Here is a 14,269-nt window from a genome sequence, read left to right as displayed (position 1 = left end):
GATGCTTCTCCTTGAGGTCGTATGCAACGACCGATTCAGCTGTCCAGCTTGATGTTCAACTTCTTGATCAAGGCGCCCCAGCGTTCGCTCTCGGCAAGTTGATAGCGGGCCAACTCCTCGCTGGATGCATAGAAGGGTTCCAGGCCCAATTGCCGGAAGCGTTCGATGACGATGGGATCTTCAGTGGCCTGGCGAACGGCTGCGTCCAGGAGCTTGATTTCGGCCGGAGCCATGCCCTTGGGGCCGTGCACGGCAATCCAGGAATCCACCTCAAAGCCCGGTACGCCGCTCTCTGCGACGGTGGGAACGTCCGGCAACATGACCGAGCGTTTGGCGCGGGTGGCAGCGATGGCGCGCATCTTGCCCGCCTTGATGTTGGGAAGCGCAGCCGCCACACTGGTCACGATCAGGTCGATCTGGCCGCCGATCAGGTTTATCTCGGCGGGCGCGCTGCCCTTGTAGGGAATGTGGGTATAGCGCAGGTCGGTCATGCTGCGCAGCAGCTCGCCCGTCAGGTGCAGGGATCCACCCGCACCGGCCGAGCCGAACGTGACGCCACCGTCTTTGGTCTTGGAATAGGCGATCAGCTCCTGGATGTTATGTACAGGCAAGGATGGCGAGACCACGAACAGATTGTCGACGGTCGACAACCGGGAAATGGGCTCCAGGTCGGTCAGCGCATCGAATGACAGATTGCTGTACAGATGCGGATTGGTTGCCAGGATGCTGATGGTCGACAGCAAGATGGTGTAGCCGTCGGATTTGGCGCGCGTGACCAGCTGTGCACCGATGCTGCCGGAGGCCCCTCCCCGGTTGTCGATGATCAATGATGCCCCCAGCGCATTGCTCATGGGAGGAGCGACCACGCGCGCCTGGATATCGGCTACCCCTCCGGCGACGAAAGGCACGACAAAGGTAATGGGGCGATCGGGAAAATCAGCGGCCTGGCTTGGGCGCATGGAGGCCATCAGAGGCAGGGCGCAGGCTGTCTGCAGCAGACGGCGGCGGGTAATGCGGCTCAGCATCAAGATTTGTCTCCGGTGTTGATGTTGTACTGTGTCAGACCGCTACTGCTCGCAGGCAGCTTGCCAGTGCGGCCAGGTCTTCGGCGGCTTCCAGGTTCGCGATGATTTCCAGGGCCCGGTGGGCCTTGTCTGTGCCCACGCGCGGCAACGCCGCGTCGAGGAACCGCTCATGGACGTCCTGGACGCTCATGGATACGAAGTCGTCTTGGTGATGCTGGATGCAGCGGCCGTCCTGGAACTGCAGCTCGATACGGCATCCCACCTGAGCAGGAAAGGCCTGCGTCAATGCCTCGTCGACGGTCAGTTCGCACTTCGCGCACAGCTCGCCCGTGGCAACGTTTCGAAAATCGGCCCAGTTGGTGTCGGCCAGGCGTCCTTGTGCCAGGACGGCGGCTACCGCGAACTGGATGCTCATTTTGGCGGCCCGCGCATCTTCAATGGGGCCGCCATCATCGCATCCGGGATACGCGGCCGCGGCCTGGCAGACGTAGATGCGTACAGCCGACAGACTGGACACCTCCAGCGCATGAATGCGGACCAGATCCAGCGCCACCTGGCAGGGAGTCTGCACGAAGATGCAAGCCGGCGCGGGCTTATGCCCGATCTCCAATATCCGGTAATGCAGGCCAAGATCCTGCGTCAGCAAGTCGCACTGCGCCAGCGCGCCATAGCCGGCCAGCAGGCCGGCGCGTCCGTCCAGGACAGACGCGGCCGCCTGCATACCCGCCTGAGCGAGTTGCACGGCGTCGACGGCGTTGCGCGCGGCAAAACCGCCGTGGAACACCAGTTCGGCCGTACCGGCATGCGCCCACTCATTCAAGCCGGAGGCAGTGTGAGTGGCCAGTGCTGCAGCCTGGCAAAGCGGTGCTTCCTCCAGGCCCACAGCGGCGCCGGCGCCCAGCGCGGCAGCCGTCGGACCAGTCAGGCCCGTAGGACGGAAAAACGCAGCCAGCTCGGGCGATATCAGGGCCTGCCCCAGCCGGCACATTGCCTCATAGCCCGCTACGACACCTTTCAGCAGGCTCATGCCACCGCGGTGCCGGGCTTCACAGACGGCCATGACTGCGGGCACGATGACCGATCCCGGGTGACTAGCGGTTTCTGCATGCGTATCGCTGCGCGCAGTAGCGCCGGCCGACACACTGTTGACAAAGGCAGCGTCGGCGGCAGTAGTGGCCAGGGACGAACCGACCACGGTCGCTTCGGCTTGGCCGGCCCGGCTACGAGCCAACGCCAACGCCTGGCGGCCTTCCTGCGTCAGGCCAAGGGTCAGCGACGCAGCCAGCGCATCGATCACGCAAAGCTTGGCCTTGTCCACCACTTCGACGGGTAGCTCTGGAACGTTCACCGCGTGCGCGAATCGAGCCAAGGTTCTCAGCGCGGTGTTGCTACTGGGCTGTCTCATGATCTTGTTATGGGCATGTCATCCGGGAATGCAGCATGCTAAGACGGCCAGGACGGTGTGCGCCCATGCGCGGCGCATACCGATCATGCAAAAAGCGAATAGAGTGCAGTCGCCTGCCCTAGGCGAGTTTCCAGTTCCAGCCCGACTTTGCGCCTTCCGCGCGCACCGAATCGATAATCTCGCGCATCAACACTCTGACCGCCAAGGGCTGCGACTTGGTGCGGCGCAGGGCAAGCGCGAGCTGCCAGTCCATACCTGGTTCGGTCACTGCCAGGTAGCGCAGGCGCCCTTCCCTGATCTCGCTACGGATGCCGCTGGCGGCCAGAAACATATACCCCATGCCTGCGGCCACCAGTTCCTTGGAGATGCCGAGCGAATCGGACTCGAGCACAACATTGGGAGTGACACCGATCTGCTGGCAGGCCTGTTCGACGCGCTTGCGCAGGTACTGCGTACGAGTCGGAAAGATCAGCGGCAGGGCGGCCGCCTCGGCCAGGGTAATGGAAGTCCGCTGGCCGATCGGATCGGGCCGGGAACGGGACGGCACAATCAACCCAAGGTCCATGGTGAGCAAGGGATGCAGCTCCAGGTCGCTGTGGCTGGGCACCCCAAATACCAGTGCCATGTCCAGGCGGCCATCGACCAGCATCTCGATGCTGTCGCCGCTGTAGCCGGTGGCGATCTGCACGAAGACTTTCGGATGATTGCGGTGGAAGCGGTTCAATATGGACGGCAAGAGCAGCTCGCCCGTGGAGGTCGGCGCACCTAGCGCCACCTTGCCGATCGGCTCGTTGGCGGCATCCTTGACCAGGGTAAGTACCGCGTCAAAACGCTCGAGGACGTCGCGCGATTGCTCCAGCAGCACGCGGCCGGCCTCGGTCAGCACCATGTGCCGGCCTTCGCGGCGAAACAGACGCACGCCCAGGGACCGTTCCATGGCCTGGATTTGCCGGGTTACCGCCGGTTGGCTGATGCGCAAATGGGCTGCGGCCGTTGTGAAACTTCTGTGCGACGCGACAGCGGAAAAACAGCGCAACGCCTTGGTGTCGAACTCGAACGTCATCGCCATGTGCTAGTCCACGTCACGCCAAGCGGCAGACAAACGATCATGCATGGCTGCTGGCGCATCCGGCGCTAGTCTATCCAGATCGACCGCCTCGCTCAGGAACCCCAACAGGTCGCACACTGCCTCCGCCGGCCTGGCACGATGGGCAAAACAAATCGCAAGCGAAATGTCCTCCGCGAGCGTAAGGGCCACCAAGTGGTGAGGCAGATGGCCCACGATGCTGGAGCCGTACACGCCCAGATACTCGCCCTGGGCGATGGCCTCCAGGAGCAAGGGGGTGTCATCGGCCTCGTAAGCGAGCTTGGGAGTCACGCCCAGGCGAGCCAATTGCGCCAGTACCGACCGGCGAAACACCTGCCACCTGGCAGCGCTGCCGATCGCAAGTTCCCAATGATGCAGTTCTTCGGCAGGGATTTTCCCGCGGCCGGCCAGGGGGTGATTGGCCGAACAAAGCACCACCATCTCCTGCCGTTCGACTGGCATGGACTGCAAGTCCAGCTCGTTCAGCGCCGCGTCGTCTTGCAGCACAAAGGCGCCGTGCAAATCACCCGCTGCAATTTCCTCGTACGCCGCTTCCGAGGGCAGTTGCCTAAGGTTGAGTTCGATGTCGCTGTTCTGCAGGCCGAACCTGAAAAGATACTGGGACATTTGCCCTTGCGATGCCTGCGCCGAATAGCCCAGCAACAGGCGCCTGCGGCCGCCGCCCTGTGCCAGCCGGCGACAATCGCGGATGGACACGTCCATGTCTTGCAGCCACTGCCCCACCCGCAGGTGAAGGATGCGTCCGGCGGGGGTCAGTTGCGTGCTTCTGCTGGTACGCGCGAAAAGCTCGAACCCCAGTTCATCTTCAAGCTGCTTGATGGCGCGCGTAAGCGCGGGCTGGGCGATGCCGATCGCCTCCGCGGTTCTGCGGAAGTTCAATTGGCGCCCCAGCTCTTCGAAAAGTTGCAGCCGGCGGATGGATGGCAAATGTTCCATTGATACCTTTTATGTTATCAGTTCTGCCCAATCAAGTATTGGACGGCCCTGCCATGCCTTGCCATCATGGCTGTCTGCACAAGGAGGCATGTGGATGAAGGTATCGGTCTCGCAATTCAAGAGCACGCCGCAGGTTCGAGATAACCTGGCCACGGTGCTCGGGCACATCGGCGCGGCCGCCCAGGAAGGCGCCCGGGTCATCGCCTTTCCCGAGGCCAGCATGGTGGCTTTCGAGTCGACCCGCGATGAGCTGCGTGCGCACGCGGAGCAATCCTCGGCGGGCTTCATCCAGGCCGTGGCCGCCGCCGCCAAAGAGCATCGGATCGACGTCTTCATCGGCGTCTACGAACCCAGCGGCGAAGAACGCTCGAGCAACGTCTTCGTTCATGCGAACCGGGATGGGCAGATCGGCGGGCGCTACGAGAAGGTGCATCTCTACGACGCCTTCAGCTTCCAGGAATCGGCAAAGAACCGGCATGCGCCCTTGAAGCCCAATCATGATGAAGTCTATGTGGCCGACATCGATGGCATCAAGTTCGGCATCCTGAATTGCTATGACTTGCGGTTTCCGGAAATTGCCAGGATTGCCGTCGACAAAGGAGCCGATGTGCTCGTTTATGGCGCCGGCTGGATCGCCGGAAGCCTGAAGGAACTGCACTGGGAGTCGCTGCTGCGCGCACGCGCCATCGAGAATACGTGCTTCGTGCTTGCCCCTTGCCAGCCGCCGCCGGAATCGGTTGGCCTGAGCATGATCCTGGATGCGAACGGACTGACGCTTGCCGGCGTTGCCCGCACGGAAGGCATTGCCATCGCCAGCATAGATCTTGAGCATCTTGGCGAGGTACGAGAGATGCTGCCTTGCCTGGCGCACCGGCGCTACCGCATAGCGGCGGCCTGAGTATCTGAAAACGGCTGGCGCGGGACGACCAGCGAAAAAATTGAGGAAGACAAGAATGTCCGTTCGCAGCAACAAGAAGGTGTTGTACTCAGCGGCCCTGGGGCAATTTGTAGAGTGGTACGACTTCGTGGTGTACGCCTACTCTGCCACGGTCATTGCCAAGCTGTTCTTTCCGAGCTCGGATCCCACCACAGCGCTGTTGTCCGCCCTGGCTGTCTACGGGGTCGGATTTATCATGCGACCCCTGGGCGGCTTCATTTTCGGCAGCCTGGGGGACCGCTACGGACGCAAGGCGATTCTTGCCGGCATCATTCTTTCAATGGGCGCATCCACCCTGCTGATCGGGTTGCTGCCCACCTACGCCCAGATCGGCGTCTGGGCGCCGATCTGCCTGGTGCTGCTCAGGCTGATCCAAGGCTTGTCCGCCGCGGGCGAAACAGTGGGCTCGAACTCGTTCGTCGCCGAGCACGCCCCGCCAGACCGCCGCGGCCTGCATGTGGCGCTGACGTACTCATTTGCAAATCTGCCACCGGTCTTTGCCGCCTTGCTGATCCTGCTGCTGACCCAACTGATGGGCGAAGCCACTTACGAAGCCTGGGGCTGGCGGATTCCCTTCATCCTGGGCGGCCCCATGGCGCTGGTGGGCCTGTACATCCGGACCAAAGTCGACGAATCGCCGATGTTCCAGAAGGCGCAGGCCGCCAGGCAGATATCTCACAGCCCCATCAAGGAAGCGCTGCGAGACCAACGCAAACAGATGGCCTTCGGCTTCAGCCTGGCCGCCTTCTCGAGCCTTGCCTTCTATACCTTGTCGGGCTATTTCGTCACGTTCCTGACCGCATCGGTGGGAATGAGCCGCAGCGACGCGCTGATCGCCAACAGTATCGCCATGCTCGTTGCGTTCTTCACGATGATTCTTGGCGGATACCTGTCGGACCGTGTCGGCCGCAAGCCCATGCTGCTGGCGGCCCTGCTGTTCAACGCGTGCATCAGTATTCCCGCCTATATCCTCGCATCCAAGGCAACGCTGCCATCGGCGATCTTCGCGCAGACGCTGCTTGCCGTGGGCATGGGCATGTTTTCCGGGCCGGTTGGCATTGCGCTGCTGGAGCTGTTCCCGACCAAGACGCGTTTCAGCGCCTCGGCCATCAGCTACAACCTCGCGTACACCATTTTCGGAGGAACTGCCCCCTTTCTTGGCGCATGGCTGGTGCTTCAAACCGGCTCGCTACTTGCCCCGGCAGGTTATATGGCGGTCGTGTCGGTGGCCGTGCTGGTGGTGTGCCTGTTCCTGCCTGAGACTTCCAAGCGGGCCATGACGGCCCACGAAGGCGCTGCGCTGTGATTATCTTCCGCTGGTGTCGACAGCAGGCTTTCCAGAATTGCGCTGTTCTATAGCGGCGCGCTGCGTTGCGACCAGGGCCGTGCCTGTTCCAGCTGCGACGCGATCTGGAACAACGTCGCCTCGTCGCCGAAACGTGCCATGAACTGCACGCCGATCGGCAGGTCTGCGCTGTTCCAGTACAAAGGAACCGAGCAGGCGGGCACGCCGGTTCGGTTGGCAAGCGAGCAGAAAGGGTTGAACGCGCGGCTGCGCGGGCGGAAACCCTCGCTATCCACATCCGAAGTGGTGATGGTACCGACCTCTACCGGAGGCTGTGCGAGCGTTGGCGTCAAGATGAGATCCCATTCGGACTGGAAGGCGGCAAGCTGCCGCCCTGCCCGATGGTATGCCGCAATAGCGTTGGCGTAGTCGAGTGCGGAATAGTTGCCCGCCGCTTCCCAGAGGGTCCGGGCAGCCGGTTCGAGATCGTCTTGTCCGGGGGATCGGCCGAGCTCCGATGCGCGCGCCTCGATCAATAGCCGCGTCGAGGCTGCCAGCACGACCACACCGTTGCGGTCCAATGCTGCCATGTCGACAGCGGGCGGAACGATATCGACGACATGGCCCAGGTCCCGGCATAGCGCCGCGGCATCTTCCAGGGCGCGAATGCAGTCCTGATGCACGACCACGCCTTCCGGTGGCTCGTTCCACACGGCAATGCGCAGGCGGCCCGGTTTCGCGCCCACCTCGTCGAGCCAGGGCCGTTGCGGCGGCATGATTCCGTACGGGGCGCCAAGGTCGCTGCCGGCCGTGGCATCGAGCAGCGCGGCACTGTCTCGCACGGTACGAGTCACGGCATGCGCCGAGCCGAGGCCACCGCTGGACTCCCCGCGGTCCGGCCCCATCGGCATCCGTCCGCGCGTCGGTTTCAATCCGAACAGGCCGCAACAAGACGCGGGAATGCGTGTCGAGCCGCCGCTGTCGCTGGCATGCGCCAGCGGCAGGATGCCGGCCGCGACCACAGCCGCCGCCCCGCCGCTGGATCCGCCCGAGGTGCGGCCCAGGTCCCAGGGATTGCGCGTCACGCCATAAGCACGTGTTTCAGTTGCAGGGCCGAGACCCAGTTGCGACGTCGTCGTCTTGCCAAAGATGGCAAAGCCTGCACGGCGATATCGGGCGAATAGCTCGCTATCGTGCGTTGCCACGGCCCCGTCCCAGAACCGGGATCCGTTGCCGGTTACTTCGCCCTTGAAATGCATGAATAGATCTTTCAGTGCAAACGGCACGCCACAAAACGGGCCCGCCGGCAAACCGGCGCGAATATCGCCGCGGGCGCGGGCCTCGAACAACGACGCGAAAGCATTGATCTTTGGATTTCTTTCCGTCACCCGCGCCATTGCCGTGTCCAGCAGATCGTCCGGGGATACATCGCCACGGCGAATGAGCTCGGCCAGGCCAAGGCCATCATAGTCATCGTACTCATGGAATATCGCCATCGATAGCTCCCTGGTCTGCGTGTTGGAATATGCGGACTGGCAGTTTATCGATTGGCCGGGCAGCGTACCAATCGATTTTCCGATGGATTTCCATCGAAAAATCTCGCCCCTGGACGGCCCGATCGTTCTTATCATCAGGGCGCCTTTCACCGGTTTTTCAAAACTTCAAGGGGAAATCCATGCGTATCGCCAAGGCCCTGTTCATGGGGCTTGTGTTCGGAGCCGCGCCGCTGCTGCACGCCCAGGCACCGGCAAGCAAGATCGCAGGTCCGGTATCGCTTGTCGTCCCGTACCCTGCCGGCGGCGCAAGCGACTTTACCGCGCGGCTTTTCGCGGAGCCCCTGCATCGCGAGCTGGGTGCCACGGTGGTTGTCGAGAATATCGGAGGCGCCACCGGCGCCATCGCGGCCCAGAAAATGCTCAACGCGCCGGCCAATGGCCAGATGCTGTACCAGGGATCGCAGAATGAACTGATCCTGCCGCCGCTCACGATGCAGGGCATCCGTTATGACGTCTCCGATTTCGAGATCGTGCATCCGGTCACGACGACGCGCCTGGTGCTGGTGGTGCGCAAGGGATTGCCAGTGAAGAACCTGGACGAATTCATCCGGCTCATGCGCTCGAGAAGCCATTCCGAACCCATCACTTGCGGCATCCCGGGCGTGGGTTCCCTGTACCACCTGATTCCCGGCAGCATGGCCAAGAAAGCCGATGCGCAGCTGAATTTCATCCCGTACAAAGGCAGCGCCCCCATCGTGCAGGATATTCTTGGCGATCGGATCGACTTCACCATCATGGCGTTCTCGACCTCGATGCTGCAGTTCGACAAAGAAGGCCGGTATCGCATCATCGCCAATCTGTCTCAGGACAAGCCGAAAGAGCTCGCGCATTTGCCGAGCCTGGCAGAGCGTTCTGTCTTCAAGGACATGGACTACGCAAGCAACGCCGCCTACTACGTCAAGAAAGGCACGCCGCTGGCGGTTCGCCAGGCGCTGAACGCGGCGATCGGAAATATCGTGGAATCGCCCGCCGTCATCCAGGGGCTCGAGGGTGATGGTCGGCGGGTCTGGCAACGCATGTCTCTTTCAGAAGCGGAAGATTTCTACGCAAAAGAGATCGAGAAATATCGTGGCATGGTCCGGCTTACGGGTTTCAAGCCAGCCGATTGAAATTTCTTCTCGGCATTGGATGACTGCGGGCGGGACCGATCCGATCACCAGGCCCTGGGTCAGATCGTCATCTTGAGGACTTGTTGGAAGACATTCAGGATGATGGGATCGGTTTCTTCATGGCGCCTGGCGGCCAGGAATTCAATCGCATAAGTCGGCTGCCGCATCTCGAGCCGCCGCAGCGCGCCGGTGGCCAGACTGTGCGTTACCTGCTGCTCGGGCAGCAGGCCCATGCCTCGTCCCGATTTGACTATTTCTATTAGTGTCTGCACATGATTGCAGGTATTGATGCCCGAGGTGGAAAGCCCGCACGCGCGCATTGCGCCGGCAACGACCCGATGATGGTACGACGGGCGTGGAAGCGACCACACCGGCCCATCTTTCAGTGAAGCCGAGCTTCCGTGCGCTTCAAAAAATGATGATGCCGCCATCCAGGACAGATTGACTGGCCCGATGGGCGTGACGACCAGTTCTGCCGCATCCAGAGGCCCTGCCATCACCACGATATCCAGTTCTCCGTCGAGAAGCTTCTGCCGCAGGTTCGGTGTCACATCGACAGTGATGTTCCAGCCCATCTTCGGCATCACGGTGGACATGTCGTGCAGGAAAGGCGGCAGGCAAACCATGGCCGCAGACTCGCCCAGGCCCAGCGACACCATTCCGGATGGCTCGTTGGCATCCCCGGCCGACAACAGGACCTCATTCATCTGCTGAAGCAGCGGCTCGCAGCGCTGTACCAGGTCGCGCCCTTGTACCGTGAGCAGCATGCGCCTGCCCTCTTTACGGAAGATGCGCGTCTTGAGCCGCGTCTCCAGTTCCCGCACACGGCTGGAAATCGCCGACTGGGTCGTGTTCAATCGTTCTGCCGCGGCGGAGAAAGAGCCAAGGCGCTGTATGCAGCACAAGGTCTCAAGGTGGTGAAGTCCGATTCGAACCATGATGGCCTGCTTCTCTCTGTAGGTACCGGCGCTTGCCCGCGGCCGTCTGCTGCCGGCATTGCCCTGGGTCCGGTCAAATTTTGACCATTATGGCTATTTTTGCCATAATAGCCATAACCTAGTCTTGACGGACGCCGCCATGCTTGCGCCTTTGAAGTCTCTTGACACCCTGCCCCGCCAGAACGCTTCCCAAGTGAAGAACCGCTGGAAAGACGTGGTACGCCAGGTACGGCAGTCGGGCAGCGTGGCCATCACCAATCATTCGGTGGTGGAAATGGTGTTGGTCGACGCCCAACAGTACCGCGACCTTACCGAAGAAATCCAGGCACACCAGTCCCGCGAACAGGCCGTGCTGGACGAACTGGCCAACCGCTTTGACGAACGCCTGGCCGTACTGCAACGCCCCGAGGCACGCGACCACCTGCAAGCCCTGTTCGAGGCCAAGGGCAAGCTGGCACGTGCGCCCAAGGTGGGTGAAAGCTACTGATGGCACCGGCGCGCACAAGGCGCCCGTTCATCTTTGTGCTGGCGGGGGTCAACGGGGCGGGCAAGAGTTCGGTGGGCGGCGCCATGCTGGCCGAACATGGGCTGTCCTGGTTCAATCCCGATACCTATGCCCGCCAATTGGCCGGCCAACTGGGCCTGGACGCCGCCCAGGCCAACGGGCGCGCGTGGGAATACGGCCGCACCCGACTCGAGGCGGCCATCGGCAAGGCCAGCAACTATGCGTTTGAAACCACGCTGGGCGCCCGTACCATTCCGCAATTGCTGGCGCAGGCCGCCCCCACCCACGATGTGATGATGTGGTTTTGCGGCCTGTCGTCGGCAGAGCATCACATTGCGCGCGTGCAACTGCGAGTGGCGCATGGCGGGCACCCGATACCCACCGAGAAAATCCATGAGCGCTGGACGGCTTCGCGGCTGAACCTGATCCGGCTGCTGCCGGTATTGGCGCGGCTGCAAGTGTTCGACAACAGCACCGATGCCGCGCCCGGCACCCAGATCCCGGCGCCACGACTGGTAATGGAAACCCTGGGCGGCAAGCTGGCTTTTCCCGCCATGGACGATACCGCCAGCCAGGCGGCCACCCCCGCCTGGGCCAGGCCCATCCTGCAGGCAGCGATCGAGCAATCATGACCGGCCACGCGCTTATCGAACCGGCGAACATCGGCCAATTGCGCGGCTGGCGTGTGCGCACGCCGCATGGCAGCGCGCTGGTGGCCCGGCAAGGCGCACAATTGCTGAGCTATGCGCCGGCCGACGGCCGGCCCTTGATCTGGTTGTCTGAACAAGCGCACTTGCTGCCGGGCGTACCGGTACGCGGCGGCATACCCGTGTGCTGGCCGTGGTTTGCCGTTTATGCGCGCAACCCGGCAGCCGTGCGCGACAGCGTGGCCGCGCCACCCGGAGCGCCGTCGCATGGCTGGGTGCGCCAAGCCGATTGGCGCCTGGCCGGGCAGCATGCCGAAGCCGATGAAGCCGAACTGGAATTCGGGTTCGCCGCCCTGCCCGGCTGCGCCCCGGGCTGGCGGCACCATGCACTACTAAGCATGCGCATGCGATTCGGGCAGGACATCGCCCTGGCGCTATCGGTACGCAACCTGGGCACGCAGGCCTTCACGACGGCCCTGGCCTTGCATACCTACTTTGCCGTATCGGATAGCCGCCGCGTCGAAATCCACGGCCTGCAAGAGCGAAATTACCTGGACATGGCCCGGCACTGGGAACGCCGGCGGCAGGCAGGCCCGGTGATCCTCGATGGCGAAACCGATCGCCTGTATCTGGATACCGCCGCACCGGTTGCCGTGCACGATCCCGGTTGGCGCCGCAAGGTGTGCCTGCGCGCGGCCGGTTCGCATTCAACGGTGGTGTGGAATCCCGGCGCGGACAAGGCCGCGCGGCTGGACGACTTTGCCAATGATGCATGGCAACGCATGGTATGCGTGGAAACGGCAAGGGTGCTGGACGACGCGCTGGCCGTCCAGCCCGGCGACACCGCCACCGTGTCACTGTCGATCAGCGTGCAGGCCTGCACGGCCTGAAATTTGCCGCTCGCGGTATGCGTCAACATGCTGTGTCCGCCCTTGCGGGCGGGCACAGGCATCAATGCTTGGCGGGAAAATCGCTGGGCCACTTCATGGGCGTTGTTTGCTCGTTCATCGCTTTCTCCTGGAATAAGCCGCCATGGCGGCCATGTCGTTATGTAACTTCATGTAGCCATATTCAATTTGCCGTATCACAGGGCAGTTGTGGCCTTATTCCTGGAGATTGACCCGCAATTGCGGGGAAATACGGATGCCGCGCACCATTTGAATGGTGGGCCCGGCGGCCCGAATATGATCAAATCACACGCCTGGCATAGACATAGGCGCTGGCTGACGGCGCCAGAGACTGCAGATGAATGCGCTCCTCAAATTTTTCATTGCCGCGATGCTCGCCGGTATGGTCGGTGCGGCTGCTCGCGCCGGACAGGTCCAGATAGCGGTGGCAACCAATGTCGTCGCGCCGATACGCGTCATTGCCGACGACTTCCAGCGCAAGACCGGCAATGTCGTGGTGCTGTCAGTTGCCCCGACCAGCCAGCTCTATGCCCAGATCGAGCAAGGCGTCCATTACGATGTTTTCGTGGCCGGCAACGACGTACTGCCCGCACGCCTGGAAGCAGCCCGCAAGGCCGTGCCCGGCACGCGCTATACCTATGCCACGCGGGTGTTGGCGCTGTGGTCTCCGCGCCAAGGCTATGTCGATCCGCAGGGCGATGTGCTGAAAGACAACCAGTTCAATCGCCTGTCGATCACCAGCCCCGACCTGCTGCCCTACGGCCGTCCGGCCATGCAGGTGATCGATCGCCTGGGATTGCGCAGCGCCGTCACGGGTAAATTGGTCGAGCGCCGCAATGCATCGGACACCCGCCGGTTTTTATCGGGCAGCAACACTGAACTGGGATTTGTCACGCTGTCGCACGTGTACAAGAACAGCCGGGTCGAGCGCGGCTCGGTGTGGATCGTGCCCACATCGCTTTACGACCCGATCAGGCAAGACGCCATCCTGCTCGAGACCGGCAAGGAAAACCTGGCGGCACGTTCTTTCCTGTTCTACCTTAAAGGCCCGAAAGTGGGCCAGATCATGCGTGCCTACGGATTTCATCGCTAGCGCAAGTCAGGGCGCCAGCAAGCCTTCGACGACTTGGTAGATGCCCAGCGCCGCAAGGCTGGCCATGAAGCACAGGCGGAACAGCCGTGGCGAAAGCGCGCGACGCAGGCGCTGGCCCGCGGCCATGCCCAGCAAGGCCGGGGCCAACATGGCAAACGACGCGCCGGCAGTCCCCGCGCCGTAGCTGCCAGTCAGCCACAAACCCGCGGCCAGTGCCAGCGTGGATACCGTGAAAGACACCCCCATGGCCTGGATCAAGGCATCTTTATCCAGTGCCAACGACTGCAGATAGGGAACAGCCGGCACCACGAACACCCCGGTGACGGCGGTGATGATACCCGTCAGCACGCCGATGCAGGGCCCCATCCACCGCTCGGCGCGCGCCGGCAAGACTGGCGGCTTGCCGAACAGGCCCCAGGCGGCATACGCAAGCAGCGCAGTACCCAGCGCCACCGCCCCCCAGGCGCCCGCCGGCGCGCCGAACAGGGCGGCGCCGGCCAGCGTACCCGCGCAAATGCCCAGTTGCATGGTGCCGATGCGCCGCAGCAGCGGGCCCAGCGCGCGCACCGGGCGGGCCTGCCACAGATTGGTGACCAGCGAGGGAATGACCAGTAGCGCCGCCGCCTGGGCGGGCGCCATGAACAAAGCCAGCAAGGCCATGGAAATGGTGGGCAGGCCCAAGCCCACCACGCCCTTGACCATGCCCGCCAGCAAGAACACGGCAGTCACGGCGGCCAGCAGGCCCGGCAGGGAATCGAAGAGGTTCATGGCGGTTTGAGCTTACGGAACAAGCATAGGCTTGCGGGCCCGCGGCAGT

14 protein-coding genes are annotated in these 14,269 nt (G+C 62.8%); 7 read left to right on the top strand and 7 right to left on the bottom strand.

Features of this window, described 5'->3' with window-relative positions:
* Positions 1–35: 35 nt before the first annotated feature.
* The 4 genes from KW845_RS04050 to KW845_RS04035 all read right to left on the bottom strand — a co-directional run bounded on the left by KW845_RS04050 (position 36) and on the right by KW845_RS04035 (position 4,474).
* Positions 36–1,025, bottom strand: coding sequence for a tripartite tricarboxylate transporter substrate binding protein (locus KW845_RS04050; protein ID WP_255592460.1), 990 nt, complete (start codon positions 1,023–1,025; stop codon positions 36–38).
* A gap of 34 nt (positions 1,026–1,059) precedes the next feature.
* Positions 1,060–2,430, bottom strand: coding sequence for an MmgE/PrpD family protein (locus tag KW845_RS04045; RefSeq protein WP_218367873.1), 1,371 nt, complete (start codon positions 2,428–2,430; stop codon positions 1,060–1,062).
* A 118-nt stretch (positions 2,431–2,548) separates the two neighbouring features.
* The gene (locus tag KW845_RS04040; RefSeq protein WP_218367872.1) at positions 2,549–3,499 is read right to left on the bottom strand and encodes a LysR family transcriptional regulator; all 951 of its coding nucleotides are present in this window, start codon (positions 3,497–3,499) and stop codon (positions 2,549–2,551) included.
* Positions 3,500–3,502: 3 nt separating this feature from the next.
* Positions 3,503–4,474: a LysR family transcriptional regulator gene (locus tag KW845_RS04035; protein WP_218367871.1), complete on the bottom strand. Its 972-nt coding sequence runs from the start codon at positions 4,472–4,474 to the stop codon at positions 3,503–3,505.
* A 94-nt stretch (positions 4,475–4,568) separates the two neighbouring features.
* Here KW845_RS04035 and KW845_RS04030 point away from each other — a divergent pair, with 94 nt between their 5' ends.
* Together KW845_RS04030 and KW845_RS04025 are read left to right on the top strand one after the other, a co-directional pair.
* A complete protein-coding gene (locus tag KW845_RS04030; protein ID WP_218367870.1) occupies positions 4,569–5,372 on the top strand; it encodes a nitrilase-related carbon-nitrogen hydrolase in 804 nt (267 codons plus the stop codon).
* Positions 5,373–5,427: 55 nt separating this feature from the next.
* Positions 5,428–6,717, top strand: a complete 1,290-nt coding sequence (locus KW845_RS04025; RefSeq protein WP_218367869.1) for an MFS transporter — start codon at positions 5,428–5,430, stop codon at positions 6,715–6,717.
* 47 nt (positions 6,718–6,764) lie between these two features.
* Here KW845_RS04025 and KW845_RS04020 read toward each other — a convergent pair whose 3' ends face one another.
* Positions 6,765–8,192 carry an amidase gene (locus KW845_RS04020; RefSeq protein ID WP_218367868.1) on the bottom strand — a complete coding sequence of 476 codons (1,428 nt, stop codon included), beginning with the start codon at positions 8,190–8,192 and terminating at the stop codon, positions 6,765–6,767.
* Positions 8,193–8,221: 29 nt separating this feature from the next.
* Between KW845_RS04020 and KW845_RS04015 the strand changes: the two genes are divergently transcribed.
* Entirely contained in the window at positions 8,222–9,361 is a 1,140-nt protein-coding gene (locus KW845_RS04015; protein ID WP_218367867.1) for a tripartite tricarboxylate transporter substrate binding protein, read from the top strand.
* A 59-nt stretch (positions 9,362–9,420) separates the two neighbouring features.
* Here KW845_RS04015 and KW845_RS04010 read toward each other — a convergent pair whose 3' ends face one another.
* Positions 9,421–10,299 carry a LysR family transcriptional regulator gene (locus tag KW845_RS04010; protein WP_218367866.1) on the bottom strand — a complete coding sequence of 293 codons (879 nt, stop codon included), beginning with the start codon at positions 10,297–10,299 and terminating at the stop codon, positions 9,421–9,423.
* A gap of 139 nt (positions 10,300–10,438) precedes the next feature.
* Between KW845_RS04010 and KW845_RS04005 the strand changes: the two genes are divergently transcribed.
* The 4 genes from KW845_RS04005 (at position 10,439) to modA (ending at position 13,452) form a co-directional block, all read left to right on the top strand.
* Complete coding sequence (locus KW845_RS04005) at positions 10,439–10,786, top strand: type II toxin-antitoxin system prevent-host-death family antitoxin (protein WP_218367865.1); 348 nt, start codon at positions 10,439–10,441, stop codon at positions 10,784–10,786.
* A complete protein-coding gene (locus KW845_RS04000) occupies positions 10,786–11,436 on the top strand; it encodes an AAA family ATPase (RefSeq protein WP_218367864.1) in 651 nt (216 codons plus the stop codon). Before KW845_RS04005 ends, KW845_RS04000 begins: the two co-directional genes overlap by 1 nt.
* Positions 11,433–12,341: a D-hexose-6-phosphate mutarotase gene (locus tag KW845_RS03995; RefSeq protein ID WP_218367863.1), complete on the top strand. Its 909-nt coding sequence runs from the start codon at positions 11,433–11,435 to the stop codon at positions 12,339–12,341. The genes KW845_RS04000 and KW845_RS03995 overlap by 4 nt, the downstream gene beginning before the upstream one ends.
* A gap of 355 nt (positions 12,342–12,696) precedes the next feature.
* A complete protein-coding gene (gene modA, locus KW845_RS03990) occupies positions 12,697–13,452 on the top strand; it encodes a molybdate ABC transporter substrate-binding protein (RefSeq protein ID WP_218367862.1) in 756 nt (251 codons plus the stop codon).
* 6 nt (positions 13,453–13,458) lie between these two features.
* Here the strand turns inward: modA and KW845_RS03985 are convergent, their stop codons facing one another.
* Positions 13,459–14,220: a sulfite exporter TauE/SafE family protein gene (locus tag KW845_RS03985; RefSeq protein WP_218367861.1), complete on the bottom strand. Its 762-nt coding sequence runs from the start codon at positions 14,218–14,220 to the stop codon at positions 13,459–13,461.
* Positions 14,221–14,269 lie beyond the last annotated feature (49 nt).

This window comes from Bordetella sp. BOR01, from assembly GCF_019218885.1.
GTDB lineage: Bacteria > Pseudomonadota > Gammaproteobacteria > Burkholderiales > Burkholderiaceae_B > Bordetella_A.
The sequence above is the reverse complement of the archived record's forward strand: the minus strand, read 5'-3'. Positions and strand labels throughout refer to the sequence as shown.

Bases quoted from the DNA above. Each gene is read 5' to 3' on its own strand.
- modA (WP_218367862.1), top strand. From the start codon at position 12,697: ATGAATGCGCTCCTCAAATTTTTCATTGCCGCGATGCTCGCCGGTATG.
- KW845_RS04040 (WP_218367872.1), bottom strand. From the start codon at position 3,499: ATGGCGATGACGTTCGAGTTCGACACCAAGGCGTTGCGCTGTTTTTCC.
- KW845_RS04045 (WP_218367873.1), bottom strand. From the start codon at position 2,430: ATGAGACAGCCCAGTAGCAACACCGCGCTGAGAACCTTGGCTCGATTC.
- KW845_RS03995 (WP_218367863.1), top strand. From the start codon at position 11,433: ATGACCGGCCACGCGCTTATCGAACCGGCGAACATCGGCCAATTGCGC.
- KW845_RS04025 (WP_218367869.1), top strand. From the start codon at position 5,428: ATGTCCGTTCGCAGCAACAAGAAGGTGTTGTACTCAGCGGCCCTGGGG.
- KW845_RS04030 (WP_218367870.1), top strand. From the start codon at position 4,569: ATGAAGGTATCGGTCTCGCAATTCAAGAGCACGCCGCAGGTTCGAGAT.
- KW845_RS04000 (WP_218367864.1), top strand. From the start codon at position 10,786: ATGGCACCGGCGCGCACAAGGCGCCCGTTCATCTTTGTGCTGGCGGGG.
- KW845_RS04020 (WP_218367868.1), bottom strand. From the start codon at position 8,192: ATGGCGATATTCCATGAGTACGATGACTATGATGGCCTTGGCCTGGCC.
- KW845_RS04010 (WP_218367866.1), bottom strand. From the start codon at position 10,299: ATGGTTCGAATCGGACTTCACCACCTTGAGACCTTGTGCTGCATACAG.
- KW845_RS03985 (WP_218367861.1), bottom strand. From the start codon at position 14,220: ATGAACCTCTTCGATTCCCTGCCGGGCCTGCTGGCCGCCGTGACTGCC.
- KW845_RS04050 (WP_255592460.1), bottom strand. From the start codon at position 1,025: ATGCTGAGCCGCATTACCCGCCGCCGTCTGCTGCAGACAGCCTGCGCC.
- KW845_RS04005 (WP_218367865.1), top strand. From the start codon at position 10,439: ATGCTTGCGCCTTTGAAGTCTCTTGACACCCTGCCCCGCCAGAACGCT.
- KW845_RS04015 (WP_218367867.1), top strand. From the start codon at position 8,222: ATGCGGACTGGCAGTTTATCGATTGGCCGGGCAGCGTACCAATCGATT.
- KW845_RS04035 (WP_218367871.1), bottom strand. From the start codon at position 4,474: ATGGAACATTTGCCATCCATCCGCCGGCTGCAACTTTTCGAAGAGCTG.